This is a genomic window from Micromonospora sp. NPDC049257 (assembly GCF_040678915.1).
In the GTDB taxonomy this organism is placed as follows: Bacteria; Actinomycetota; Actinomycetes; order Mycobacteriales; family Micromonosporaceae; genus Micromonospora; species Micromonospora antibiotica.
The window spans coordinates 457,629-482,361 of record NZ_JBFAQU010000001.1 but is presented as its reverse complement, the minus strand read 5'-3'; the positions used below and the strand labels follow the sequence as shown (position 1 = coordinate 482,361).

At 73.7% G+C, this 24,733-nt stretch carries 22 protein-coding genes and 1 pseudogene; 8 read left to right on the top strand and 15 right to left on the bottom strand.

All coding sequences use genetic code 11. The annotated features are described in order from the left end of the window. The first annotated feature begins 414 nt into the window (after positions 1-414). Together AB0K25_RS02100 and AB0K25_RS02095 are read left to right on the top strand one after the other, a co-directional pair. Positions 415-699, top strand: coding sequence for a hypothetical protein (locus AB0K25_RS02100; RefSeq protein WP_219465440.1), 285 nt, complete (start codon positions 415-417; stop codon positions 697-699). A gap of 107 nt (positions 700-806) precedes the next feature. After that, the gene (locus AB0K25_RS02095; RefSeq protein ID WP_363818270.1) at positions 807-1,364 is read left to right on the top strand and encodes a hypothetical protein; all 558 of its coding nucleotides are present in this window, start codon (positions 807-809) and stop codon (positions 1,362-1,364) included. A 78-nt stretch (positions 1,365-1,442) separates the two neighbouring features. Here the strand turns inward: AB0K25_RS02095 and AB0K25_RS02090 are convergent, their stop codons facing one another. Together AB0K25_RS02090 and AB0K25_RS02085 are read right to left on the bottom strand one after the other, a co-directional pair. Beyond that, complete coding sequence (locus tag AB0K25_RS02090) at positions 1,443-2,177, bottom strand: PASTA domain-containing protein (protein WP_219465439.1); 735 nt, start codon at positions 2,175-2,177, stop codon at positions 1,443-1,445. 142 nt (positions 2,178-2,319) lie between these two features. After that, positions 2,320-2,997: a PASTA domain-containing protein gene (locus AB0K25_RS02085; protein ID WP_363817848.1), complete on the bottom strand. Its 678-nt coding sequence runs from the start codon at positions 2,995-2,997 to the stop codon at positions 2,320-2,322. Positions 2,998-3,109: 112 nt separating this feature from the next. Between AB0K25_RS02085 and AB0K25_RS02080 the strand changes: the two are divergent. Next, positions 3,110-3,991, top strand: a pseudogene (locus AB0K25_RS02080) (hypothetical protein); the annotation flags it as partial. A gap of 658 nt (positions 3,992-4,649) precedes the next feature. Here AB0K25_RS02080 and AB0K25_RS02075 read toward each other — a convergent pair. Next, positions 4,650-6,128 carry a glutamate--cysteine ligase gene (locus AB0K25_RS02075; protein ID WP_219465436.1) on the bottom strand — a complete coding sequence of 493 codons (1,479 nt, stop codon included), beginning with the start codon at positions 6,126-6,128 and terminating at the stop codon, positions 4,650-4,652. Positions 6,129-6,365: 237 nt separating this feature from the next. Next, entirely contained in the window at positions 6,366-6,944 is a 579-nt protein-coding gene (locus AB0K25_RS02070) for a YceI family protein (RefSeq protein WP_208565216.1), read from the bottom strand. Between the two features lie 101 nt (positions 6,945-7,045). On the opposite strand from AB0K25_RS02070, the gene AB0K25_RS02065 reads away from it, so the two are divergent. Then, entirely contained in the window at positions 7,046-7,552 is a 507-nt protein-coding gene (locus tag AB0K25_RS02065; RefSeq protein WP_219465435.1) for a MarR family transcriptional regulator, read from the top strand. Between the two features lie 255 nt (positions 7,553-7,807). On the opposite strand, the gene AB0K25_RS02060 is transcribed toward AB0K25_RS02065, so the two are convergent. The 3 genes from AB0K25_RS02060 to AB0K25_RS02050 form a co-directional block, all read right to left on the bottom strand. Then, positions 7,808-10,432, bottom strand: a complete 2,625-nt coding sequence (locus AB0K25_RS02060) for a helix-turn-helix domain-containing protein (RefSeq protein ID WP_219465434.1) — start codon at positions 10,430-10,432, stop codon at positions 7,808-7,810. A 124-nt stretch (positions 10,433-10,556) separates the two neighbouring features. After that, entirely contained in the window at positions 10,557-11,705 is a 1,149-nt protein-coding gene (locus tag AB0K25_RS02055) for an acyl-CoA dehydrogenase family protein (protein ID WP_357532725.1), read from the bottom strand. A gap of 168 nt (positions 11,706-11,873) precedes the next feature. Continuing rightward, positions 11,874-13,406: an acyl-CoA carboxylase subunit beta gene (locus AB0K25_RS02050; RefSeq protein ID WP_219465431.1), complete on the bottom strand. Its 1,533-nt coding sequence runs from the start codon at positions 13,404-13,406 to the stop codon at positions 11,874-11,876. A 205-nt stretch (positions 13,407-13,611) separates the two neighbouring features. Here AB0K25_RS02050 and AB0K25_RS02045 point away from each other — a divergent pair, with 205 nt between their 5' ends. Further along, complete coding sequence (locus AB0K25_RS02045) at positions 13,612-14,181, top strand: snapalysin family zinc-dependent metalloprotease (RefSeq protein WP_219465429.1); 570 nt, start codon at positions 13,612-13,614, stop codon at positions 14,179-14,181. An 82-nt stretch (positions 14,182-14,263) separates the two neighbouring features. Here AB0K25_RS02045 and AB0K25_RS02040 read toward each other — a convergent pair whose 3' ends face one another. Next, positions 14,264-15,172, bottom strand: a complete 909-nt coding sequence (locus AB0K25_RS02040; protein WP_219470496.1) for a hydroxymethylglutaryl-CoA lyase — start codon at positions 15,170-15,172, stop codon at positions 14,264-14,266. A gap of 164 nt (positions 15,173-15,336) precedes the next feature. After that, positions 15,337-15,471 carry a hypothetical protein gene (locus AB0K25_RS02035; protein ID WP_255597796.1) on the bottom strand — a complete coding sequence of 45 codons (135 nt, stop codon included), beginning with the start codon at positions 15,469-15,471 and terminating at the stop codon, positions 15,337-15,339. A 470-nt stretch (positions 15,472-15,941) separates the two neighbouring features. Between AB0K25_RS02035 and AB0K25_RS02030 the strand changes: the two genes are divergently transcribed. Next, positions 15,942-16,820 carry a hypothetical protein gene (locus AB0K25_RS02030; protein WP_357532722.1) on the top strand — a complete coding sequence of 293 codons (879 nt, stop codon included), beginning with the start codon at positions 15,942-15,944 and terminating at the stop codon, positions 16,818-16,820. 35 nt (positions 16,821-16,855) lie between these two features. Here AB0K25_RS02030 and AB0K25_RS02025 read toward each other — a convergent pair whose 3' ends face one another. Together AB0K25_RS02025 and AB0K25_RS02020 are read right to left on the bottom strand one after the other, a co-directional pair. Continuing rightward, complete coding sequence (locus AB0K25_RS02025; protein WP_219465427.1) at positions 16,856-18,193, bottom strand: biotin carboxylase N-terminal domain-containing protein; 1,338 nt, start codon at positions 18,191-18,193, stop codon at positions 16,856-16,858. Between the two features lie 140 nt (positions 18,194-18,333). Then, entirely contained in the window at positions 18,334-18,948 is a 615-nt protein-coding gene (locus tag AB0K25_RS02020) for a TetR/AcrR family transcriptional regulator (protein WP_208565207.1), read from the bottom strand. Positions 18,949-19,097: 149 nt separating this feature from the next. Between AB0K25_RS02020 and AB0K25_RS02015 the strand changes: the two genes are divergently transcribed. After that, positions 19,098-19,520: a hypothetical protein gene (locus AB0K25_RS02015; protein ID WP_219465426.1), complete on the top strand. Its 423-nt coding sequence runs from the start codon at positions 19,098-19,100 to the stop codon at positions 19,518-19,520. Here the strand turns inward: AB0K25_RS02015 and AB0K25_RS02010 are convergent. After that, positions 19,492-21,123, bottom strand: a complete 1,632-nt coding sequence (locus AB0K25_RS02010; protein ID WP_219465425.1) for a hypothetical protein — start codon at positions 21,121-21,123, stop codon at positions 19,492-19,494. The two genes, AB0K25_RS02015 and AB0K25_RS02010, sit on opposite strands and share 29 nt — an antisense overlap. Positions 21,124-21,217: 94 nt before the next feature. Further along, entirely contained in the window at positions 21,218-22,396 is a 1,179-nt protein-coding gene (locus AB0K25_RS02005; RefSeq protein ID WP_363817839.1) for an FAD-dependent oxidoreductase, read from the bottom strand. Positions 22,397-22,497: 101 nt separating this feature from the next. Here AB0K25_RS02005 and AB0K25_RS02000 point away from each other — a divergent pair, with 101 nt between their 5' ends. Beyond that, positions 22,498-23,052: a TetR family transcriptional regulator gene (locus AB0K25_RS02000; RefSeq protein ID WP_219465423.1), complete on the top strand. Its 555-nt coding sequence runs from the start codon at positions 22,498-22,500 to the stop codon at positions 23,050-23,052. Between the two features lie 124 nt (positions 23,053-23,176). Here AB0K25_RS02000 and AB0K25_RS01995 read toward each other — a convergent pair whose 3' ends face one another. Next, a complete protein-coding gene (locus AB0K25_RS01995) occupies positions 23,177-24,079 on the bottom strand; it encodes a sulfurtransferase (RefSeq protein WP_219465422.1) in 903 nt (300 codons plus the stop codon). Positions 24,080-24,146: 67 nt separating this feature from the next. After that, on the bottom strand, positions 24,147-24,731 hold the full coding sequence (locus tag AB0K25_RS01990; RefSeq protein ID WP_255597795.1) for a hypothetical protein: 585 nt from the start codon (positions 24,729-24,731) through the stop codon (positions 24,147-24,149). Between the last annotated feature and the right edge of the window lie 2 nt (positions 24,732-24,733).

Below are 24,733 nucleotides of genomic sequence, written 5' to 3'. Positions count from 1 at the left end.
CGTGTCGCACTCACGTATCGGCAAAAGTCGACGTGCAACTTGCATCTAGCACGACGCTGATGCAGTCTGTCCGTATGGTTCGAGTAACTCACCGCTTTCGACCGATCTCACCGAGTGATCATTACCGGGGGAGCGGACGGGCCGGCGGGCGCCCCGGACCAGTTGTGTCATCGAGACCTGCCTCGGGTTGATGACCCCACCGCTGCACGCCCGGAGGCTGCGGCGGTGGGAGCGGTAACACCCGTGAGCAGCCGGGTGATGGTCGGGTGGCGATCCACCACCAGCGGGTACGGCCCGACCAGCACCACATCGAGCACCGGCCCGCGAGGCACAACCCCGTCGCCGGACCCGCACCTCGTCCCCGTTCCGCACCGGCCGGCCCGCGACGCCGGCCATACCCTCCCAGGAGCCCATGTGCTTCCCCGCTCCGGTGACGTTCTGCACGTGACGCGTGCCGCCAGCGTGCAGTTCCTCAGGCCGATCACCTTCCGGGTGATCCGGGTGCTCGACTGGCCGACGTACGACGGTTGGCTCTGGCTTGACGGCTACCAGCTGAACGCGTCGGGAGACGCCGTCAGCCGCCGGTCGATCTTCGTCCAGCAGGCCGGACTGACCCAGCTCCGGGCGGCGACCGTGCCCCGTCAGCACCCCGCCCGTTCGCGCCGGCCGGTCAACCGCGCACCGATCGCGGTGGGCTGACTCCCCGATTACCAGGTCGGAGGGCGTACCGCCGCCATAGACTCGGTACGCCCACCCCGGCGAACGTCTCCACCCCGCGCGTTCCGGCCCCTGAACCTGGGATGGCCATGGTCAATCTGCCCGCCGCGCGGCGGCACCACAGGTCCCGTATCCGATACGCCTTCGGACTGCTCGCCCTGATCGGCGCGGTCATCACCGTCGCGGTGGTGACCCACTACCCGGCCACATCGGCCACCCGGCTCGCCGAGCCGGTACCGGCGCCCGAGATCACCGTGGTCGGGCAGGGCGACCTCCCGGCCGGCGACACCGCCGCGCCCACCGACCCCGGCTCCGCCGCACCGGCCGACACAGGTTCGGGCGCACCGGCCGACGCCGCCGCCCGCGAACCGGCCGACCCTGGCCCTGACGGACCGGCCGACGCCGCCGCCCGCGAACCGGCCGCCCCTGGCCCCGGCGGACCGGCCGACGCCGCCGCCGGACCGATGGCCGACCCGAACGGCGCGCAGTCGGGGGTGGGCGGCGGCACGTCCACGCTCACCGAGCCCCGACGTCCCTCGGACGACCCGCAGACCGTCGCCCAGTCGCTCTTCTACTCCGGTCTGCTCGGGCTGGCCATCTCCCTGGCCGGTCTGGGTCTGGTGGGCACCCGACGCCGGATGTGGTGAGCCCCCGACGGGCCCGGTAGGCACCAGACGGCAGGGTGGCGCGGCGACGGACGTCGACCCGGGCCGGCGGCGGAACCGTCACCCGGTGGGGCTGGCCGTCGGCGTGGCGGTGCCGGCCCCGGTCGGCGACGCCGTCGGCTCGGCGGCCACCACCAGGGTCACCTCGTCCCCCGGCGACACCAGTTCACCCTGCCCCGGGTCGGTGGACAGGACGGTGCCGGCCGGCCGGTCCGACTCCCGCGTCTGCACCCGGGAGGACAGGCCGAGTCGACCCAGCAGGTTCTCCGCGGTCTCCTGGGAGAGCCCGACCAGGGGTGGCACCGCGATGGCGGCGGGGCCGGTCGTCGGCGGGGTGGTCGGCGGAGTCGTCGGCGCTGCGGTGGTCGGCGCGCTCGTCGTCGGGGCACGGGTCGGGGCGGTCGTGGTCGGGGCGGTCGGCGGTGGGGTCGGTGTCTCGTCCGACGGGGAATCCACCGCCCGCAGGGCCAGCCAGATCCCTGCTCCGACGAGCCCGAGCAGCAGCAACCCGAGGACGCCCAGCAGGATCGGCGTCCACCAGCGCCGGCCGCGCTGATCCTCGCCGTACCACTCGGCCGGCTCCCGGGGCTCGTCCGGACGCGGCGGTGGCACCCCGGCCCGCCCGGACCACACCGGCGAACCGGCCGGCCCGCCACCGACCGGCGGCAACGGACGGGTCGCGTCCACCGGCTCCTGCCGGGCGGTGGCGTCGGGCGGCCCACCGGCCCCCGGTCGTGCCGGTGGCAGCGGGCGGGTCGCGTCGTCGGCGGGTGGCTCCTGGCGGTCGTCGCTCATCGCACGTCCTCTCGCCACCTGGCGGGCGGTAGGCCCCGGACCCGGGGTCGGTGTCCCCGGCCGGCCAGACGGTCGTGGCCCTCGGCCCCCAACGTAACGGTCGGAGGCACCATCCACCGGGATGGACGCGACGACCCGCCCCCTACCCCGTCGGCGTCGCCTCGGCCGTCGGCGTCGGACCGTCACCGCAGGAGATCGCCACCGCGTCGTTCCAGTGCGCGGTCGCGTCGGCCGCCGGCACCTGGGCGGTGACCTCGCCCCGGTTCCCGGTCGGATACCGGGGGAACAGGCCGACGTCACCCAGCTCGTCGGCCGCGTCCGAACAGTCCTCGCCGACCAGGTCCGGCACCTCGACCTCGGGGGCCGGCCCGCTGACCTCGACCCGCACCGTGGTGCCCGGCCGGACCGAGGTGTCCTGGGCGGGCACGGTACGGACCACCGTCCGCCCGGAGCCGGTGCCGAAGACCAGCCGCCAGCCGAGCTTGCGGTCGTGCAGTTCGTCGCGCGCCTTCTCGAAATCGAGACCGACCAGCCGGGGCACGGTCAGGCCACCCTTGGTCGCGGCGGGCGGCGGGGGCGTCGTGGCCCGCGCGGTGGTCGGCGGGGCGGTGGTCGGCGCGGCGGACGGGCTCGCCGGTCCGGGGCCCGCCGCCGCCGGGGTGGCCCCCGTGTCGGGGGTACCGGGGTCGGCCAGCACCCACCCGACGGTGCCACCGACGGCGGCCAGCAGCACCGTCGCCAGGGTGCCGCCGAGCAGCAGCCTGCCCCGGCCGGGCCGGTCGCGTTCCGCAGTGTCCTGTTCGGTGTACTCGTCGTCCATGCCGCTCCCGCCTCGTCCCCGAGACGGTACCGGCCGCTGCCCACCGGTCACCGGCCGTGCTCCGCCGCTCGTCCGACTCGCCGCCCCGACCAGGGGACGCTACAGTCCCGGCATGGCGGGACGGAGCTGGGGAGGATCGGTGCTCACGGCGGTGGGCGTCGCCGCCGGCGTGGGTGCCGCGCAACTGGGCTTCGGCTACGGCCTGGGCATCATCAACTGGGCACCGGTCGACGTCGGGGCCACCGAGCCGTCCTGGTTCGCCAGTCTCGCCTGGGCGACCTGGATCGCCGCCGTCTCCACCGTCGGCGGGGCGGTCTGCGCCCAGCGGCTGCACGAACGCGGTACGGACGTCGAGACCGGCGGTGCCCTGCACCGGGTCACCCTCGCGGTGGCGGGCGCGGTCGGCGCGTTGATCACCGTGCTGCTGGTCGCGGTGCCGTCCCGGGCCGCCTCCGTGCCGGACACCTTCTCGCCGCAGACCGTCGCGGCCGGATACGCCGGGGTCGGCGTACTCATCGGGCTGGTGGTGGCGGTGTGGACGCTGCACTCCCGGGCCGCGGCGACGAACGTGACCGCCACCGTCGGCTGGCTCTGGTTGCTGGCCGTGGTCTCCGTCGTCGACGGGGTGCTCGCCGGACGGGGGCTGACCAGCGCCCAACTCGGCATCTGGCAGATCGCCCAGGACAGCCCCCGCTTCTGGTTGCGGGACCACCTCTACTGGCCAGGAGCGTTGCTCGCCCTCGGCTCGGCGCTGCTGATCGGCGCGTTGGCCGCCCGGCGGGCCGCCCGTAGGGCGGAGCTGCGACTCGGTGCGGTGGTCTCCGGTGCCGCCGGCCCGCTGCTCGTCGCCGTCGCCTACTTCCTCGCCGTCCCCCGGCTGGCCACGATCTCGCCGGCCCAGGTCTCGGCCCACCTCGTCGCGCCGTACGCGGTCATCGTCGGGGCGGCCGGGTCGGTGCTGGTGGCCTCGCTCGCCCAGCGGGCCGAGCGGCGTGCCGCCGCGCGGACGGCATCCGTACCGCACCCCCGCACCGGCGAGCTGGACGACCGGCCGGCCGACACCCATCCGGTCCCACCGTCCGATTCGGACACCCGCGCCGACGTGGACGCCCCTGCGGACCTGGACGCCCCTGCGGACCAGCACGCGCGGGCCAACCAGGACGCCCGCGCCGACGTGGGTGCCCGCACCGACGTGGGCGCTCAGGCCAACCCGGACGCCCGTGTCGACCCGGACACACGTGCCGATCCCACGGCCGCCCCGGCGGACCCCCCGGCCACCCCGACCGACACCCCGGTCGGGGAGCCGACGCCCTCGGCGGTGGGACGGGCCCGGCCGGTCCGCCGGGGTCGGGCCGCCCCGACGGCTCCGCCGGCCGGTGGGCTGCCAGCCGGTGGGTCTCCGACCGGCGGGTTGCCGGCCAGTGGGTCTCCGGAGCAGGACACCGGGTCGCCGGCCAGCCTGCCGGCGGACCCGCCCGGCGTGCCCAGGCCCCGCCCCGGACGCCGCACCCCCTGACCTTCCCGGATGCCGGCCCTCTCCCGGCTCGCGTCTCTCCCGGCCCTCTCCGACCCGCGTCTCTCCCGGCCCTCCGACTCGTCGGGGCACCGGAAGGGGTGGGGCGGGGCGGAAAAGGGCAGGCGGGAAAAGGGGATCAGCCGACCGGCCAGGTGTGCACCGGCTCGTTACTGCGTTGCAGCTCGGCGTACCGGTTGGCCATGTGGTGCAGCGCGGCGTCGCGGTCCAGGTTGCGGTGCCGTTGCGCGGCCCACACCGTCTCGGTCTGCCAGACCGCGCCGTTGCGGCCGGTACGGCAGCGCTGCTCGATGATGCCGAGCAGGCGGTCCCGCTCGGTGGGGGCGACACCGAACCGGTCCAACCCGACGGCCGCCTTCGGCAGCAGGGTGTCCAGGACCAGCTTGGTGACCGGCACCTCGCCGAGCCGGGGCCAGTGCAGCACCGCGTCCATGCCCCGTCGGGCGGCGGCGTGGAAGTTCTCCTCGGCGGAGCTGAAGGTGAGCTGGCTCCAGATCGGCCGGTCCGACTCGGCCAGCCCGCGCGCCAACCCGAAGTAGAAGGCGGCGTTGGCCAGCATGTCGACCACGGTCGGGCCGGCCGGCAGGACCCGGTTCTCCACCCGCAGGTGCGGACGGCCGTTCATGATGTCGTACACCGGGCGGTTCCAGCGGTAGACGGTGCCGTTGTGCAACCGCAGCTCGGACAGCTGTGGGACGCCGCCACCGTGCAGCACCTCGACCGGGTCCTCGTCGGCGCAGATCGGCAGCAGTGGTGGGAAGTACCTGACGTTCTCCTCGAACAGGTCGAAGATCGAGGTGATCCAGCGTTCACCGAACCACACCCGGGGGCGTACCCCCTGGGCCTTCAGCTCGTCCGGGCGGGTGTCGGTGGCCTGCTGGAACAGCGCGATCCGGGTCTCGGCCCACAGTTGGCGGCCGTAGAGGAACGGCGAGTTCGCGCCCACCGCGACCTGGACACCGGCGATGGCCTGGGAGGCGTTCCAATAGTCGGCGAAGCTGTCCGGGGCCACCTGGAGGTGGAACTGGAGGCTGGTGCAGGCGGCCTCGGGGACGATCGAGTCGGTGTGCGTACGGAGCTGCTCCACCCCCCGGATGTCCAGCTCGATGTCCTCGCCCCGGGCACCGACGATCTGGTCGTTGAGCACCCGGTAGCGCTCGTTGGTGGAGAGGTTGTCGGCCACCAGGTGCTGCTCGGTCAGGGTGGGCAGGATGCCGACCATGACGATCCGGGCGTCCGACTTGGCCGCCCGCTCGTCGGCCCGGTCCAGGCTGCTGCGCAGGTCGGTCTCGTAGTTGGCGAACCCGGCCCCCTCGATCAGCCGGGGTGCCGCGTTCAGCTCCAGGTTGAACTGTCCCAGCTCGGTCTGGAAGAGCGGGTCGGCGATCGCGGCGAGGATCTCGTCGTTGCGCATCGCCGGTTCGGCGTCCGGGTCCATCAGGTTGAGTTCGATCTCCAGGCCGGTCATCGGCCGGTCGGCGTCGAAGCCGAAGTCGTCGAGCATCAACGCGAAGACGTCCAGGCACCGCCGTACCTTCTGCCGGTAGCGGATCCGGTCCTCCCGGGAGAAGGCGCCCTGCTCGACGTCCCTACCCATTGTTTCCTCCCGGCGTGAGACGCCCGGGACGGTGAGCGTCCCGGTGCGCAGTGTGAACCACAACGGTAAGAGCGCCCACGCGCCGGGGCCAGTGCCCACCGGGTATGCGCTTGCCGCCTTCTCTACCCCGCCGCCGTCGCCCCGGCACCGGGAGCGCCGTCGCCGGTCAGTGACAATCCACACCCGTACGCGTCGCGCCCCCGCTCGTGGAGAGCGGGGGCGCGAGGACGGGGTGGCTCAGGCCTGCCGGATGGCCTCGCCCTCGATCTCGATCTTGATCTTCTTGCCGACCAGCACGCCACCGGTCTCCAGGGCGACGTTCCAGGTCAGGCCGAATTCCTCACGGTCGATCTCGGTGCTGGCGGTGAAGCCGAACACGTCGGTGCCGAACGGGGTGCGGCCGACGCCCTCGAACTCGACCTCCAGCTCGACCTGACGGGTGACACCCTTGATGGTCAGGTCACCGAGCAGGACGAACTCGTTGCCGTCGTGGGACTTCACGGCGGTGCTGCGGTACTCCAGCGTCGGGAACTGCTCGACGTCGAGGAACTCGGGGCTGCGCAGGTGGCCGTCCCGGTCCGCCTGGGCGGTGTTGATGCTGGCCGCCTGGATGGTGGCGGTGACCGCGGACTGCAACGGGTCCTCGGCGACGGTGATGGTGGCGGTCGCGTCGGCGAACTCGCCGCGTACCTTGCTGACCATCATGTGCCGGGCGACGAAGCCCACCCGCTTGTGCGCGGCGTCCAGCAGGTAGGTGCCGGCGGCGGGAATGGTCAGGCCGTCCCAGTCGCGGGTAACCGACTCGGTGCTGGTCATGTAACTGCCCTCCGGGGAAGATTGTTTAGTAGCCCAACGACTGCCTGAGCAACTATAGCCGCAACAATATTCCCCGTGTCAAGCACTGTTAGGATGGCCTGGTGAACGAAAACGTGTTCGACGACCCCCGGATCACCGCCGTCGGCCTCCTGGTCGAGGCGCACGCCGGGCTCACCGCCCGGTTCACCGCGCAGTACGAGGAACACGACGTCTCCGCAGTCGAGTTCGAGGTGCTGATGCGCCTGGCCCGCTCCCCGGGCAACCAGCTGCGGATGACCGACCTCGCCGCCCAGACCTCCCTGTCCACCAGCGGCGTCACCCGGGTGGTGGACCGGATGGAACGCGACGGGCTGCTGCGCCGTCGCGCCTGCCCGTCCGACCGGCGCAGCTCGTACGCGGTGGTCACGCCGGCCGGCATGCAGCGGCTGGACGAGACCCTGCCGGGTCACCTGCGGATCATCGAGCAGTGGTTCACCGGCCAGCTCGAACCCGAGACCCTGGCCGCGATGCTGGACGGGCTGCGCCGGGTACGCGACGCCGTCCACCCGGGGGCGACCGCCGGCAGCACCGACCAGGCACCCACCGACGAGCCGACGTCCGCCTGCTGACCCGCCGGCAGGGGCCCGGCCGACCCACCGGCAGAAAAAGCGGCAGAACCCGTTCGACCCACCGGACGCACACTCGCCGATCCCCACAAATCGGATGTCCCGGCTGGCTAGCCTTCATCACGCGGGGGGAGCACCGGGGGGTGCCGGCGCGAGCGATTGAGCGAGGGGTTTGACCAGGGGGCTTGTTCGCTCGCGCCACCCCCGCGCCTCGACCGACGGGCGTTCCCGCGCCTCGACCGACGGGCTTTCCCGCACCTAGGCCAGCAGGTTCTCCTCCTCCGGCAGCAGCCGGATGCCGCTGCGCCGGCACACCTGCGCCAACCGCTGCCGCACCTCGGCGGAACCGGTGCTCGCGGCCAGCCCGACCAGCGCCTCGATCACGTCCCGTCGGTCCTGACCGAGCTCCCCGGCGGCGACCGCCACCGCGAACCACTCCGCAGCCAGCTCCCGGTCCCCCCGGTGCAGCGCCACCGTGCCCTCGATCAACGCGCACACCCCCTCCTCCGCCCGGACCGGCCCACCCCCGGCCGGACGACCCACCACCGTCCCCGCTTCCGCCGCCGTCCGGGTCCCGGACGGCCCCGGACGACCGTCGCAGCGCAGCTCGGCCAGGACCTCGGCCGCCTCGTCCACCCGGCCAGACCGGGCCAGCGCCAGGCCCACCGTGCCGAGCACCCGCCGTCGGTGCCCCGGGTCCCCCACCCCGACCAACGCGGCGACCACCCGCCGACCCTGCTCCACCGCGTCGCCGTGCCGGCCCTCCAACCGGGCCACCTCGGCCAGGTCGGCGCGGGCCAGCAGGCGCAGCCGGGGCTCCCCGCACTGGGCCGCCAGCCGGTCCACCGCGGCAAGTCGACGTCGGGCGGCCGGCAGGTCACCGAGGCGGATCTCGTGCCAGGTCAGATGGTGCTGGGCGACGGCCATGTCCCGGGTCCGGCCGTGCCGGGTGGCCAGGGTCAGCACCGCGTGCGCCTGTTCGGCCGCCTCGTCGTAGCCCCCGGTGGCGACCAGCAGGGTGCCGAGCACGATCCGTGCCGTCAGTTCACCGGCCACGTCGGCCCGGCCGGCGAGCACCACGAGCGCGGCGCGGGCGGCGGGCAGTTCCTGTGCCGCAGCGCCGTGCTCGGCGGCGAGCCGGGCCACCCCGAGCAGCGCCCACGCCCGCAGGACCGGATCGGCATCGGCGGTACGCGGGTCCGCGAGCAGCCGCCGCAGCCACTGCCGACCGCTGACGTCCCGCCCCCGCATCCGCCACCAGCGGGTCAGTCGGGCCGCCAACCGCAGCGCGGTGACCGGGTCGTCCCCGGCGGCGTGGGCCAGTGCCGCGCCGATGTCCCCGGTCGCCTCGTCGAGCCGGCGGGCGGCTGTGGGCTGTCGCGCGCCGACCAGATCCGGCGCGGTACGGGTCACCAGCCGGGTGATCACCACCGCGTGCCGGCGTCGTACGGCGGTCAACTCCCCCCGGCCAGCGGCCTGCTCGACGGCGTACTCGCGGACCGCGTCGAGCAGGCGGAACCGCAGCGACCCGGCACCCCGGACGCTGAGCAGGCCCAACTCGACCAGCCGGTCGAGCAGGGGCACCGGATCGACCACCGTCGCCGGATCCGGGTCGACGTCGTCGGCGAGCAGTTCCTCGGCCAGCTCCACCGACCACCGGTTGGCGAAGACCGAGAGTCGACGCAGGGCGGCCTGTTCCCCGTCGTCGAGCAGCCGGTAGCTGGTGGCCACCGCCTCCCGCAGGGTCACCGCCACCGTCGTGCGGGCCGGTTCGCCGGCCCGACCCGACGGCGCGGCCTCCCAACCCCGCCCGCCGAGTTCCGGGCCGGCCAGGTCGAGCACCCGGTCGCCGTACCGGTCGAGCAGTTCGGGCAGGTCGAGGATCCGCCCACGGGCCGCCATCAGCTCGATCGCCAACGGCAGGCCGTCGAGCCGACGCACCAGCGCGGTGAGGGCGGGCAGCTCGTCGGGGCCGGGCGGTTCGGGGCGGACCCGGGTCAGTCGGGTGGTGAACAGGGCCGCCGCCGGCCAGCGGGCCAGCTCGTCCGGGTCGACCACGTCGGCCGGGGGCACCTCCAGCGGGGCCACCGGGCGGACGAGTTCACCGGGGAGGCCGACCGGGTGTCGTCCGGTCACCACCACCCGCAGGGTGGGTACCGCCGCGACGAGCAGGTGCAGCACCTCGGCCACCGGGTCGGGGGCCCGCTCGACCGCGTCGACCAGCAGCAGCGCCGGGCGGCCCCGGAGCCGGGCGGCCAACTCGGCGAGCCGGGCCGCGCCGAGCACCGCGCAGGCCGCGGAGAGCACGTCGTTGCCGTCGGAGCCGGTGCCGACCAGCACGCCGGCCACCCCGCCGGGGTGGGCGTGCGCCACCGCGTGCGCCACGGCCAGGGCGAGCGCGGTCTTGCCCACCCCGGCCAGGCCGACCAGGCTCAGCACCGGGGGCCAGCCGTCGCCGGTGAGCAGCCCGGTCAGCTCGGTCAGCTCCCGTTCCCGGCCGATCAGCTCGACCGCCGGGGGGAGCGCCATCGGCGTACCCGGCAGGTCGAGGTCCCGCAGGACGGTGCCGACGACCGGTCGGTGCGGCGGGCCGCCGCCACCCGGGGCGGTCGGGGCGGGGAGGGCCTGGCCACGGGCGCTGGCCAGGAAGCCGGCCCGCGCCTGGCCGGTCAGGCCGAGCGCCCCGGCGATCAGCTCGGTGGTGGTGCGTTGCGGCCGGTGCGACCGGCCGCGTTCCAGGTCACGGACCGTCCGCACGCCGACCCCGGCCCGCTGCGCCAGGTCGACCTGGGTGAGACCGGCGGCCAGGCGGTGGGACCGCACCAGCTCCCCGATCGGGGTACGACCACCCACGCCGGGCGAGTGATCATGATCCGGGGTCATGGGCAGGAAGGGTACGGTCGGGATACGACGCCGGGCAGCCCTTCGTCGGCCTACTGACGAAGGGCTGCGGATACCCGACAAACCGCTGTCGCCGCGCGGTGCCCCACCCGCCCGGGCGGTACGGTCACATGCCCAGGTCGCGGGCGATGATCATCCGCTGCACCTCGGAGGTGCCCTCCCCGATCTCCAGGATCTTGGAGTCCCGCCAGAACCGGGCCACCGGGTACTCGTTCATGAAGCCGTAGCCGCCGTGGATCTGGGTGGCCTCCCGGGCGTTGTCCACCGCGACGGTGCTGGCGTGCAGCTTGGCGATCGCCGCCTGCCGCTTGAACGGCTCACCGGCGAGCATCCGCGCGGCGGCGTCGTAGTAGGCCAGCCGGGCGGTGTGCGCCTTCAGCTCCATGTCGGCGATCTTGAACTGGATGGCCTGGTAGTTGCCGATCGGCTGGCCGAACGCCTGGCGCTCCTTCGCGTACTTCACCGACTCGTCGACGCAGCCCTGGGCGAGGCCGACGGCCAGGGCTGCGATGGCGATCCGCCCCTCGTCGAGGATCCGCAGGAACTGGGCGAAGCCCCGACCCCGCGCGCCGAGCAGGTTCCCGGCCGGCACCCGGCAGTCGTCGAAGGTCAGCTCGTGGGTGTCCGAGGCGTTCCACCCCACCTTCGAGTACCCGGGTGCGACGGTGAAGCCGGGGGTCCCCGACGGCACGATGATGGTGGACAGCTCCTTCGAGCCGTCCGGGTTGGTGCCGGTGACCGCGGTGACGGTGACCAGGGCGGTGATGTCGGTGCCCGAGTTGGTGATGAACGCCTTCGACCCGTTGATCACCCACTCGTCGCCGTCCAGGACGGCCCGCGTCTGGGTGCCGCCCGCGTCCGAGCCGGTGCCCGGCTCGGTGAGCCCGAATCCCGCGAGTGCCTCGCCGCTGAGCAGCTTCGGCAGCCACCGGGCCTTCTGTTCGTCGGTGCCGAACCGGTGGATCGGCATCGCGCCGAGGGAGACCGCCGCCTCCAGGGTGATCGCCACGCTGGAGTCGACCCGGGCCAGCTCCTCCAGGGCCAGGCAGAGCGCGAAGTAGTCGCCGCCCATGCCGCCGTGCTCCTCGGGGAAGGGCAGACCGAACAGCCCCATCTTGCCCATCTGCCGGACGATCTCGTACGGGAAGGTGTGCCGCTCGTAGTGTTCGGCGATCACCGGGGCGACGGCGTCGCGGGCGAAGTCCCGCACGCTCTCCCGCAGCGCCTCGTGCTCCTCGCTGAGCCGGAAGTCCATCGGTTCCTCCTGTGCGGCTGCCTCCCCCGGACGCTCGTGACGCCGGGGACGGCGGATCGGCTGGACGACCGGTCGGTCCCGGTCGACGGTGGTGGCGGTGGCCCGGCGGGCAGTGACCGGGCGGCGGTCCGGTGCCGACCGGTCAGGCGGGTCACCGGCGGCGGTCGGTCAGACCGGGGTGACACCGTGCCGGCGGCGGGAGAAGTGCCGGTCCTTGCTGCGGGCGGCGGTGAACCGGCGGACCAGTTCGGCGCGCAGCTCGTGCGGTTCGACGATCGTGTCGATCACCAGCTCACTGGCGAGCCGTACCACGTCGATGTCCCGCTCGTACTCGGCCCGCCTGGCGGCGACGAACGCGGCCCGCTCGGCCTCGTCGGGGATCGCGGCGATCTTGTTGGCGTAGACGGCGTTGACGGCCGCCTCGGCACCCATCACCGCGATCTTCGCGGTGGGCAGGGCGATCGTCGCGTCCGGCTCGAAGCCGGGGCCGGCCATCGCGTACAGGCCCGCGCCGTACGCCTTGCGCACCACCACACAGATCTTGGGTACGGTCGCCTCGGAGATCGCGGTGATCATCTTGGCCCCGTGCCGGATGATGCCCTGCTTCTCCACCACGCTGCCGACCATGAACCCGGGCACGTCGCTCAGGAACAGCAGCGGCACGTTGAACGCGTCGCAGAGCTGCACGAACCGGGTCGCCTTGTCGGCCGAGTCGACGAAGAGCACCCCGCCCTTGAACATCGAGTTGTTGCCGACCACGCCGACGACCTCGCCGTTCAGCCGGCCGAACCCGATGGTCAGCTCCCTGGCCCAGAGTGCCTGGATCTCGAAGAACGAGCCGTCGTCGAGCAGGCCCTTGACGTACCGACGCATGTCGAACGCCTGCCGCTCGCTGGCCGGCACCAGCGCGGCCAGGTCGGCCTTGGCGGGCGCGGCGACGGCCGGCGCGGCCGGCGGTTGCTGCTGCCAGTTCGACGGCAGGTAGGACAGGTAGTCCCGCACCACGTCGAGCGCGTCGGCCTCGGTCTTGCACAGGAAGTGCCCGACGCCGGACTCGGCGCAGTGCACCCGGGCCCCACCCATCGCTTCCAGGGTGGTCTTCTCCCCGGTGACCATCTCGACCATCCGGTCGGAGCCGAGGTACATGCTGGCGTTGCCCTCGACCATGGCCACCACGTCGCAGAACGCCGGGATGTACGCCCCACCGGCGGCGCTCGGCCCGAACAACGCGCAGACCTGCGGGATCGCCCCGGAGGCGCGGACCTGGTTCCAGAAGATCTTGCCGGCGCCGCGGGGGCCGGGGAAGAGGTCGACCTGGTCGGTGATCCGGGCGCCGGCCGAGTCGACCAGGTAGACCATCGGCACGCCTGTCGAGTAGGCCCGCTCGATGATCCGGATGATCTTCTCGACGGTGCGCGCGCCCCAGCTGCCGGCCTTGACCGTGGAGTCGTTGGCCATCAGGCAGACCGGCCGGCCGTCGATGGTGGCGGTGCCGGTGACCACGCCGTCGGCGGGCAGCCCCTCGGCCAGCGCGTTGGCATAGAGGCCGTCCTCGACGAACGAGCCCTCGTCGACCAGGATGGCGACCCGCTCCCGGGCGAAGAGCTTGCCCTTGCCGGCGTTCGCCGCATGGTATTTGTCGGCCCCGCCGGAGCGGGCGCGCTTGCGCAGCTGCTCCAGTGCCGCACCGTCGAGCGTCACGCCGACCCCCTCGCCCGCGCCCCGTGGACGCGCCCGACCGCCACACGCGCCGTCGGCGTCGTGGACGCGCCGACCAGCCTGAACGATCGTTAGGCTAGCGCATCCGGCCCCCGCCCGACCACCCGACCGACTTCCGCTCTGGATATTGATACTCAACTATCGATGTGACTACGCTCCAGACACCCCCTCCGGATTGGAGTGAGTCATGAACTCACGCATCAAGCGCCTCGCCGTCGCCGCCCTGGCGACGGCGACGGCGACCCTCGGCCTCACGGTCGCCAACCCCGCGCCCGCCTCCGCCGCGATGACCATCTGCTACAACACCAGCCAGGCGCCCAGCTACGCGGGCATCGCCAACCAGGCCGCCTCGATCTGGAACAACGCCACCACCAACCTGACGCTCACCGCGAACTGCGGCACCAACCTGCGGATCTACCAGATCACCGGCGGCGGCTCGTACGCCCAGCGCACCAGCCTCGGCAACGGGCGGGTCTACATCGACACCCAGCAGGCCGCCCAGTACAGCCCGCTGCGCATCATGACCCACGAGATCGGGCACATCCTCGGCCTGCCCGACAACTACAACGGCAACTGCTCGATCCTGATGTCGGGCGGCAGCGCCGGCACCAGCTGCACCAACCCGTACCCGAGCACCACCGAGGCGAACCGGGTCAGCAGCCTGTTCGCCGGCACCCTCAGCGCCAACGACCGCCGCAGCAGCACCGGCAGCCAGGTCTTCAAGGACAGCTGGCCGGGCCTGCTCAGCGTGGGCTGACCCGCGAAGCGACCCGACGGAGGGGCCGGCACCACGCCGGCCCCTCCCGCGTCGTCGGGCCGATCCGTCCCGGCCGACCCGGTCAGGGCCGGGCGGTCAGCCGGGTACGCGGACCGGCCCGCAGCACCCCCGACGGCAGCCGCTTGCCGAGCAGTTCCTCGGCCAACTCGGCGACCCCGATCAGCGCGTCCAGGTCGATGCCGGTGTCGACGCCCATGTCGTGCAGCATGTGCACCGCCTCCTCGGTCGCCAGGTTCCCGCTCGCCCCCGGCGCGTACGGGCAGCCGCCCAGGCCACCGACGCTGGCGTCGAACTCGGTGATCCCCAGCTCCAGGGCGGTCAGCAGGTTCGCCAGCGCGGTGCCCCGGGTGTTGTGGAAGTGCAGCAGCACCGGCACGTCCGGCTCCCGGTCGCGGACGGCGGTGACCAACTCCCGGACCCGTCGGGGCGTACCCATGCCGGTGGTGTCGCCGAACGCGACCCGGTCGGCGCCGTCGCGGACCACCCGCTCGACGATCCCGGCGACCCGCCCCGGGTCGACGTCCCCCTCGTACGGGCAGCCGAAGCTGGTCGCCACGATCACCTCGGCCCGCGCGCCCGCCCCGTGCAGCAGGTCGATCAGCTCGGCGATGTCGTCGAGCGACTCGTCGGTGGAGCGGTTGACGTTGCGCCGGTTGTGCGTGTCGCTGGCCGAGACCACCACCTCGATCTCGGTGAAACCGGCGGCCAGGGCCCGCTCGGCACCCCGGGTGTTGGGCACCAGCGCCGAGTAGCGCACCCCGTCGACCTTCCCGGCCTGCCGCCACACCTCGTCGGCGTCGGCCATCTGCGGGATCGCCCTGGGGTGCACGAACGACACCGCCTCGATCCGGCGGACCCCGGTGCCGGAGAGCGCGTCGAGCAGCCGCACCTTGGCCCCGGTGGGGATCGGCTCCTCGTTCTGGAGCCCGTCGCGCGGCCCGACCTCCCGGATCGACACCGCCGCTGGCATCTGACTCATGGTCACCTCGCTGTGACATCGGGTCGCCGGGGGGTCGTCCCGGGCCGCCGCCCCTCGTGGGAACGACGACCGGCGACGCCGGACGACCGGTGGTCCCTCCAGGGAACCACCACGCCGCCCACCGCCGCCACGCCACCCCGGCTGTCGGGCCGAGATCACCGGCCCGACGACCCCTCCACCACCTCGGCGGCGCTGCGCAACACCGCCGCGACCGCGCCCGCCGAGGCCGCCGCGTCCTCCCGGCCCAGGACCAGGGCCATCGCCACCGCGCCCTCGACGAACAGTGACATCGACCGCAGGCTCCGGCCCAGCCGACGACGGTCGGGGCGCGGGCGCGCGCCGTCGGTCAGTCTTCCGCTTCCCATGTTCTCCGCTCCCAGGCCACCTGACCGGCGATGGCGTCTCCACCGCCGGGTGACGTGTCCGGCTCCACCGTGCGTGTGCCGGCCGACTGTCGGCGAGCGTGTGACGGCGGAGCCGGTCGCACGACGGGCCCAACGACGGGCCGGGCCACGCCCGTACGCCGTTCTGGCCGGGCAGTCCCGGGGTGGGCGGCCAAAGTGGACCGTACGACGACGTTTACGGGACACCGACCGCCGGCTCGGGACCGGGACCGTCCAACCCGGACGGCGTCCGGTGCTACCCGGACAACCACCCGGCCAGAAACTGACCACGGACACAGGCCGGGACGCTCACGATTTGCGGATGGAGGGTACGAATACCTTCCCGCGTCAGACAGCCCCGCACGAAAGGTCCGCCCATGGCCACCCACACCAGCACGCCGTCCCCGGCCCGGGGCCGGCACCAGCGGCACTGGCTCGTCCCACGCGAGCACCTGGCCGCCGGCTACACGGCCCGGTACGGGTCGCCGGCGGTGGCCGAGTACGCCCTGGCGGTCCGTGACCTGGTCGAACGGGCCCCGGAGATCGGGACGGTCGACACCTGGAGCAGGCTGGCCGAACGGATCTGCCGGAACCGGCCGGGCCGGGACCGGGACACCTGGCGCAAGCGGCTGTCCCGGCACTTCACCACCGAGACGAAGGGCCCGCCGTGGCAGACCGTGGTGATGGTGGTCGAGTGCACCGTCCCGGCTGCCGACCGGGCGGCCACCCTGAGCCGTTTCGAGCGGCTCTACGAGGCGGCCCGGGGTGAGCCGCCGACGGATCGCCGACCGACCGACGCCCGGACCGAACCGTACCGCCCCGGGCACCAGGCGACCACCCCCGACGGGGCGGCCGTCACGGGCGACGCCGGCCGGATCATCGCCCAGCTCCGCTCGGAGAACGCCGTGCTGCGGCGCACGCTGGCCGCCCGGGAAGCCGAGAACGACCTGCTCCGCGCCACCCTCAAGGCCGCGAACCGGACCGCCCCGAAGGGTCACCCGCACCGGCTGCCCGATCGGGGCAACCACCCGGCGGACCCGCCGGGACGGGAGGCGGCCCTGCTCGACGGGCTGGCCCGCAAGGACCGCAACCCGGGGCACTTCCCCGCCGGCCCGGCCCCGACCAACGACGCCCCGGCCGGCCGGCACCGCGCACCCCGGATCGACCCGGTGACGCCCCGCCTCGACGTCGTCGGCACCCCGACGCACCGGCCGACGCCCCTGCCGTACCCGCCGGGCGGCATCCGGCGGGCCTGACCTGACCGGGCCGGACAGGTCAGGCCCGCCGCCGGTCAGCGCATCCGGCCGACGATGCCCGTGTCGTAGTCGCCGGAGACGAACTCCTCGTTGGTCAACAGCTCGGTGAAGAAGGGCAGGTTGTTCTTCGGGCCGGCCAGCGCGAAGTCGGCCACCGCCGTCCGGGCCCGCTCGATCGCCTCGGCCCGGTCCGCCCCGCTGACGACGAGCTTGGCCAGCAGGCTGTCGTAGAACGGGGTGACCGTGTTGCCGGCGACGTAGCCGGAGTCGACGCGTACCCCCGCACCGGTCGGCTCCACCCAGGTGCCGATGACGCCGGGGCCGGGCAGGAAACGCAACGGGTCCTCCGCGTTGATCCGCAGCTCGATCGCGTGCCCGCGCGGGGCCAGCGCGTCCGGGTCGAAGGTCGGCGCCAGGCCGGCCGCCACCCGCAGCTGCTCCTCGACCAGGTCGAGGCCGTAGACCAGCTCGGTCACCGGGTGCTCCACCTGGAGCCGGGTGTTCATCTCCAGGAAGAAGAACTCCTGCGTGGCGGGGTCGAGCAGGCACTCGACGGTGCCCGCGTTGCGGTAGCCGACCGCCTCGCCGGCCCGCACGGCGGCGGCCAGGAACCGGGCCCGCAGCTCCGGTGACACCGCCGGGGAGGGGGACTCCTCGACCAGCTTCTGGTTGCGCCGCTGCACCGAGCATTCCCGCTCGCCGAGTGCCACCACCCGGCCGTCGGCCAGGCCGAGGATCTGCACCTCGACGTGACGCACCCGGGGAAAGTAGCGTTCGATCAGCACCGAGCCGTCGCCGAACATCCGCTCGGCGAACGCGCGGACCTTGTCGTACCCGGTGCGCAGCTCGGCCTCGTCGGCGGCCACCTGCATGCCCATCCCGCCACCACCGGCGGCGGCCTTGACCATCACCGGGTAGCCGATCTCCGTGCCGGCGGCGACCGCCGCTGCCAGGTCGGCGGCCGGTTCGGTGGTGCCGGGCGCGACCGGCACCCCGGCCGCCGCCATCAGGTTCCGCGCGTTGATCTTGTCACCCATCGCGGTGATCGCGTCCGCGCCGGGCCCGACCCAGATCAACCCACGGGCCTGCACGGTACGGGCGAAGTCGGCGTTCTCCGACAGGAAGCCGTAACCGGGGTGGACCGCCTGCGCGCCGGTGGACTCGGCGGCGGCGAGGATCGCCTCCACGTTGCGGTAGCTCTGGGCCGGGTTCGCCGGTCCCACGCACACCGCCTCGTCGGCCTCGACCACGAACGGCAGGTCCGCGTCGGCCTCCGAGTGCACCGCGATCGCACGGATGCCGAGCCGCTTCGCGGTACGGATGATCCGGCGGGCGATCTCGCCCCGGTTGGCGACCAACAGCGACTCGATCATGTTTCCTCCAGCGTCCAGGGTGGGGACGGTTGCTCGACGTCCAGGGGTGCGGACGGATGCCAGGAAACCACGATCGGGCCGTCGGCCACGACCCGGGCAGGAGTGTCGGGGGTGGCCCGGGCAGGAGAGGGGTGCTCCGGTCAGGAGTCGGTCTCGGCCAGCAGGGCGGCCAGCGCGGCGGCCCGCAGCAGCGCCGCCCGACGCCGCCGGTCCACCTCACCGCCAAGGAACGGGGTGGAGTTCATCAGGCCGAACGCGGCGTGTGCCAGCACCCGCGCCTCACCGTCGGGCAGCCCGGGGTGCAGTGCGGTCAGCACGGTCACCCACTCCTCCACGTACAACCGTTGGAGCTTGCGGATGCGGCGGCGCGGCTCGTCCGGGAGGCGGTCCAGCTCGTGCAGGTGCAGGGCGATCACGGCCGGGTTGGCCAGCGCGAAGTCGACGTGGAAGTCGATCAGCGACTCCAGCGCACCGCGCGGGTCGCCGGGACGGCCGGCGGCCCGGTCCCGGCCGCCGTCGAGCAGCCCCTCGCTGACCGGGATCAGCGCGGCGGCCAGCATCGCCTCCTTGCCGGCGAAGTGGTGGTAGAGGGCCGGGCCGGTCACCCCGGCCGCCGCACCGATGTCGTCCATGGAGACCCCGTGGTAGCCACGGGCGGCGAAGAGCCCGACCGCGATCTCCAGGATCTCGTCGCGCCTCGACCGGCGCCGGCCCGCGCTGCCTGCGCTGCCTCTAGCCTGCTGCCCCACAGTCACCTGGCAAGCGTAGACCTCAGGCCGGACACCGGGGCCCCTCGGTTACCCGCGGGTTCACCAGGCGGACAGTGGCCGGTCGACGGGCAGCGCCGGTGATCGCCGGACGGCGTGCCCCGCCAGCCCTAGCCTGGGAGGGGAGGGAGGGCGCGGTGACGACACGACAGCCGGACCGGTCGCTGCTGCTCGCCGGTGGCCTGCTGGTCGGCGCGGGCCTCTTCGACGTGCTGTCCGGGATCGGCGACGTCGACAGTGGCGACGTCTACGTCTCGCTACACGCCGACGGACTGGTCTTCTACGACCTCACCAACTGGGCCTGGCTGCACGTGGCGAGCGGGGTGCTGCTGGTGGCCACCGGTCTGGCCACCGCGTTCGGTCGACGCCCGTGGACGACGGCGGCCCTGGTGGTCGGCGCGGCGGTCGTCGTCGTCCACCTGCTGTTCGCGCCGTACCACCCGATCGAGGCGTTGATCGTGGTGGGGCTGGTCCTGGCCGCCCTCCGGCTGGTCGTCCGGCACCGGCGCGGCAACCGGGACGACGCGCGGGTCAGGACGGCTGACAGACCTTCCCGGTGAAGGACGGGTCCGGCTGCCGGACGTCGTTCCAGGCCGGGTTGATCCGGATCGCCAGCGGGGGCGCCTGCCAGCCCGCACCGAGCTGCTGGAGCAGCGGGTACTCCCCACGCATCCGGCTCTCCGGCACCCCGGCGAGGAAGTGGATCAGACGGTCCTGGACCAGTGACCGGCCCAGCAGTCCGCCGTGCACCCCGGGCATCTGGAACACCGGGATACCGGTGTAGTCGCCCGGAGGTGCCTCGGTGGCCGTGGTGGTCGGCAGGAAGGCCAGCATCCGCACGCCCGGCACCGGGCACATCAGCTGGTTACGGTAGAAGGGCGCGTTGTCCAACAGGGACCTGATGAACGGATCGTCCGGGCCGGCCTCGGCGACCCCTAACAGCGCTACCGCCCCGAGCAGGGCACGCAACTGCGAGCCGGTGGCCACTCCCCACCCGTGGGCCGCCCCGGCGGGCGGGTAGTACGCACGACCGGCGTTGATCAACGGGCTGAACATGACCAGCGTGTCCACCGCCGCGTGCGGGCGCTGCGCGAGATAGGTGCGGCCCAGCAACGCCCCCTCGCTCTCCCCGATCAGGGCCACCGGGCGGCCGGTACGCCGGTGCAACCGGTCCACCTGCGTCTCCAGCAGGACGGCACCGCTCTCCAGCGACCGGTTGGTGTCCACCGGCCGGTACGGCAGCGGGCGGCCGTCACCGCCCAGCCCCCGGTAGGAGAACCGTTCCACGTTCGCATCGACGGGCGGGGTCCCGTCGTAGGCGGAGCCGTGGCCGGCGAGGACGATCACCGCGTGCCGTACGTCGGCCGGGAGCCGCTGCCCGAGCACCACCTGCTCGACCGTCACCCCGGCCGGGACGACCTGCACCAGCAACGGGATCGCCAGCGGGACGGCGAGGGCCAGCGCGACGGCGATCGGAGTGACCGGCACCCGGGCCCAGCGCACCCGGGGGGCCAGCACGGCGACGTGCACGGTGCGTTCCCAGAGCAGCCCGTTGGCCGCCCCGGCGAGCAGGGCGACCGGCACCGTCCACCAGCCGGGGACGCTCCAGCACAGCGCGCTGGCCACGGTGATCACCACGAAGTTCAGCAGTGACCAGCCCACCAGCGAGATCGACGGCAGGCCGCGCCACCACGGCCCGACCACGGCGGCCCGTTGCAGGAACGGTGCCAGCAGGAACATCGGCAGCAGCGAGGCGAGCAGCACCCAGGAGAGCGCGACCACCGAGGCCGCCACCGAGATCAGCGCCCACGGGGCGACCAGCACGGTGACCACCGCGGACAGCCCGAGGTTGCGCCCGAGCAGCCAGCGCAGGCCGGGCCGGTCCACCTCGGGGGGCCAGGCGAGCGCGACCAGCCCGGTGGTGAGCAGTCCGCGGAACCCGACCAGCAGCAGCAGCCCGACCAGGAACTCGGCCCACGAGTCGTGGTAGACGTACAGCCAGCGCAGGTCGTGGTAGGTGTCGTACGGCCAGACGGCGGTGACCTGGGAGGACAGCCCTTCGGCAGCGACGAAGCCGAAGTGGACCAGCAGCACCGCCTCGATCGCCGGTGGCACGGCGGCCAGGGCGCACAGCGCCAGCAGGCGGGGTCGCGGTCTACGCACGCCCTCTCCTCACCAGGTAACCGGGGCTCCCCTAGCAGGTTCCCCTGCCCGACGACCGCGTGTCGGGTTTACCGCCGAACTACCGCCGACCGGCTCACCGCTCGTCCCTCTGCCGGAGGGTCGTCGCGCGCTGCTGGAGGCCGGCGAGCCGCAGCGCGATCCGGCGGCGCACCGGCGGCACCCCGGACACCGCGCGCAACGCCAGGTCCCGCAGCGGACGGCCGGCGGGCGGCAGGGTGGCGAGCCGGGTCAGCCGGGCGGCGAAGCCGACGACCTCCTCGGCGAGCGGCCGACGGGTGGCGGCGTAGTCGTCCAGCACAGTGTCGGGGTGGCCGGCGAGGACGTCGCCGAGGGCGGCACCGAGGACGACCGCGTCGCAGATGCCGAGGTTCATCCCCTGCCCGCCGGCCGGGCTGTGCACGTGCGCGGCGTCGCCGGCGAGCAGCACCCGGCCGCGCCGGTAGTGGTCGGCGATCCGGTGGTGGACGCGGAACCGGGAACTCCAGAGCACGTCGGTCAGCCGGTCCGGCCGCCGGGTCGGGCCGCGTTCGTCGAGGAGCGCCTGGAGTCGGGCGGCGTCCGGGTCGCGGGGCGCGTCGGCGACGGCGGCGACCAGCCGGACCACGCCGTCCGGCAGGGGTGCCCAGACCAGCGGACCCGGCCGGGCGAGGAAGAGCGCGACCTCGTCGCGGGGGAGCACGCTGCTCACCCGGACATCGGCGAGCAGGAACGACTCGCCCGCGTCGGCCGGCCCACCGAAGCCGATGCCGGCCAGTTCACGCACGGTGCTGTGCATGCCGTCCGCGCCGACCACCCAGCGGGCCCGCACGCTCGTCCCGTCGGCGAAGCCGGCGACCACCCCCTCACCGTCGTGGTCCAGGCCGGTGAGCTGGTACGGCCGGAGCACCTGCCCGCCGAGGGCGGCCAGCCGGTCGGTGAGCACCGCCTCGGTCACCGACTGGGAGACCAGCAGCGCGTACGGGTACCTCGACGGCAGGTCCCCGAAGCCGAGGGTGAGCAGCACCCGGTCGCGGTCCCGCACGGTGAAGCGCGCCGCCCGCAGCCCTCGGGCCACCAGCGGCACGGTGACGCCGATCCGGTCCAACACCTCCAGCGTGTACGCGTGCACGACGGCGGCCCGGGAGGTTACCGGCGGCGCGGACGCCCGGTCGACCACGGTCACCTCGACGCCCTGTCGGGCGAGGGTGGCCGCGACGGTCAGTCCGGTCGGGCCGGCTCCCACCACCAGGACGTCGGTCTGCGCGGGCAGCATCTCCCACCTCCGTTGCCAACGAACGTTTGCCAACACTTGTTGGCAAAAGGTAGGCCGGGTGAGCCCCGGAGGTCAACGCCTGTTGGCATAGAGTCGGGGACATGACCGCCCGCCGATCGGACGCCACCCGGGCCGCGATCCTGACCGCAGCCCGGCAGCGGTTCGCCGCCGACGGGTACGAGCGGGCCACCATCCGGGCCATCGCCGCCGACGCCAGGATCGACCCGTCCATGGTGATGCGCTACTACGGCAGCAAGGAGGGGTTGTTCGCGGCGGCTGCCGAGTTCGACCTGCGGCTGCCGGACCTCACCGACCAGCCCACCGACCAGCTCGGTGAGGTGCTGGTCCGGCACTTCCTCGACCGCTGGGAGGGCGACGGGACGCTGGTCGCGCTGCTGCGTACCGCCGCCACCAACCAGGGTGCGGCCGACCGGATGCGGGCGGTCTTCACCGACCAGCTCGGCGCGGCGGTGGCCGCCGTCGTACCCGATCCGGCGCAGGCGCCCCGGCGGGCCGGTCTGGTCGCCAGCCAGATGCTCGGCCTGGCGCTGACCCGGTACGTGCTGCGCCTGCCCCCGGTCGTCGACATGCCGTCGGCCGACCTGGTCACCTGGCTGGCCCCCACCGTCCACCGCTACCTCCGCGCCCCCACCTGACCCCCGGCCCGCCGACGGGCGTGACGCAACGGGGCGGATGTCGCGGTGTCCCGGGACCGGAATACCGCACCATCCACCCCGTTGCGGCCGAAGCCGGCGCGACCGAAGCCGGCGGGTGGGCTGGTCAGCCGGCCAGGCCGCCGGGCTGGTCGCCCCGGACCACGGGGGCCCGGACCAGGTTGCCCCACTCGGTCCACGAGCCGTCGTAGTTGCGCACCTGCGGGAAGCCCAACAGGTGGTGCAGGACGAACCAGGTGTGGCTGGACCGTTCACCGATCCGGCAGTACGCCACCACGTCGTCGGCCGGGCTCAACCCGAGCTGGTCGGTGTAGATGGCCCGCAGCTCGTCGGCCGACTTGAAGGTGCCGTCGTCGTTCGCGGCGGACTTCCACGGCTTGCTCACCGCACCCGGGATGTGCCCGCCGCGCAGCGCACCCTCCTGCGGGTAGTCCGGCATGTGCAGCATCTCGCCGGTGTACTCGCCCGGCGAACGGACGTCGACCAGCGGCCGGCCCGCCGCCACGTGCGCCATCACCTGCTCCCGGTACGCCCGGACCGGCGCGTCGTTGCGCTGCGGCACCGGATAGTCGGCACGCGGCCGGGCCACCTTGTCCCGGGTCAGCTCGCGCCCCTCGGCGATCCACTTCTGCCGGCCACCGTCGAGCAGCCGGACGTCGGCATGACCGAACAGGGTGAACACCCACAGCGCGTACGCGGCCCACCAGTTGAAGTTGTCGCCGTAGAAGACGATCGTGTCGCCCCGGCCGATGCCCTTGGCCGCGCACAGCTCGGCGAAGCTCTCCGCGTCCAGGTAGTCCCGGGTGACCTGGTCGTTCAGCTCGGTGTGCCAGTCGACCTTGACGGCACCAGGGAGGTGACCGGTGTCATAGAGCAGCACGTCCTCGTCGGATTCGACCACGACGAGACCCTCGTCGCCGAGGTGCTCGGCCAACCATTCGGTGGTGACCAGCCGCTGCGGGTCGGCATACGACTGGAGGCGGGGATGCGGATCACTCGGCACAGACATGAGCCCCAAGTTACGCCGGAAACCGGGGCGTCGACCGCCCGTTGGGCCCGGAAGGACGTCGGCGGGGTCAGGCGCGGCGGTGGACCAGGCGGCCGGCGACGACGGTGGCGAGGCAGCGGCCGTCGTCGGCGAAGACGGCCAGATCGGCCCGGCCGCCGACAGCGAGAGCGGGGGGTCGTACCGCGTCGAGGACGGCGACGTCGTTGCGGGCCGCCGCCGCGCGTACCGCCGGGTCGGTGAGGTGCGCGGCGAGCAGCGCGCCGACGCCCGATTGCAGCAGCGCGTGCACCCGCTCGCGCGGGCTGGCCGCCGGTGGCAGCGGCCCGTCGTGCACCAGCGCCGGCCCGAGGGTCCCGGGCCACCGCCGCATCCGCACCATCGGGTACGCCTGCGTCAGCTCCTCCACCGGCCCGATCGCCTCGATCCGGGCACCGTCGACCAGCACCGCCCAGCCCGACAGCAACCCACCGTCACCCGGCACCGGCTGGTCAGGCGGCCCGCCGGAGACGGGCACCGACCGGCCCGACGGCGGGTCGTCGCCCGATGTCGCCCGGTCCGACGGCGCATCGTCGTCACCCGGCACCGGGCGGCCCGGTGGTGGCTCGTCGTCGTGGGTGAGGCGCAGCAGGGGGGCGGTGTGCAGGGTGCGCACGA

Excerpts from the sequence above, each read along its gene's own strand:
- AB0K25_RS02095 (WP_363818270.1), top strand. The coding sequence starts at position 807 with ATGGTCAATCTGCCCGCCGCGCGGCGGCACCACAGGTCCCGTATCCGA.
- AB0K25_RS02090 (WP_219465439.1), bottom strand. The coding sequence starts at position 2,177 with ATGAGCGACGACCGCCAGGAGCCACCCGCCGACGACGCGACCCGCCCG.
- AB0K25_RS02085 (WP_363817848.1), bottom strand. The coding sequence starts at position 2,997 with ATGGACGACGAGTACACCGAACAGGACACTGCGGAACGCGACCGGCCC.
- AB0K25_RS02075 (WP_219465436.1), bottom strand. The coding sequence starts at position 6,128 with ATGGGTAGGGACGTCGAGCAGGGCGCCTTCTCCCGGGAGGACCGGATC.
- AB0K25_RS02070 (WP_208565216.1), bottom strand. The coding sequence starts at position 6,944 with ATGACCAGCACCGAGTCGGTTACCCGCGACTGGGACGGCCTGACCATT.
- AB0K25_RS02060 (WP_219465434.1), bottom strand. The coding sequence starts at position 10,432 with ATGACCCCGGATCATGATCACTCGCCCGGCGTGGGTGGTCGTACCCCG.
- AB0K25_RS02055 (WP_357532725.1), bottom strand. The coding sequence starts at position 11,705 with ATGGACTTCCGGCTCAGCGAGGAGCACGAGGCGCTGCGGGAGAGCGTG.
- AB0K25_RS02045 (WP_219465429.1), top strand. The coding sequence starts at position 13,612 with ATGAACTCACGCATCAAGCGCCTCGCCGTCGCCGCCCTGGCGACGGCG.
- AB0K25_RS02040 (WP_219470496.1), bottom strand. The coding sequence starts at position 15,172 with ATGCCAGCGGCGGTGTCGATCCGGGAGGTCGGGCCGCGCGACGGGCTC.
- AB0K25_RS02035 (WP_255597796.1), bottom strand. The coding sequence starts at position 15,471 with ATGTCACTGTTCGTCGAGGGCGCGGTGGCGATGGCCCTGGTCCTGGGC.
- AB0K25_RS02030 (WP_357532722.1), top strand. The coding sequence starts at position 15,942 with ATGGCCACCCACACCAGCACGCCGTCCCCGGCCCGGGGCCGGCACCAG.
- AB0K25_RS02025 (WP_219465427.1), bottom strand. The coding sequence starts at position 18,193 with ATGATCGAGTCGCTGTTGGTCGCCAACCGGGGCGAGATCGCCCGCCGG.
- AB0K25_RS02005 (WP_363817839.1), bottom strand. The coding sequence starts at position 22,396 with ATGCTGCCCGCGCAGACCGACGTCCTGGTGGTGGGAGCCGGCCCGACC.
- AB0K25_RS02000 (WP_219465423.1), top strand. The coding sequence starts at position 22,498 with ATGACCGCCCGCCGATCGGACGCCACCCGGGCCGCGATCCTGACCGCA.
- AB0K25_RS01995 (WP_219465422.1), bottom strand. The coding sequence starts at position 24,079 with ATGTCTGTGCCGAGTGATCCGCATCCCCGCCTCCAGTCGTATGCCGAC.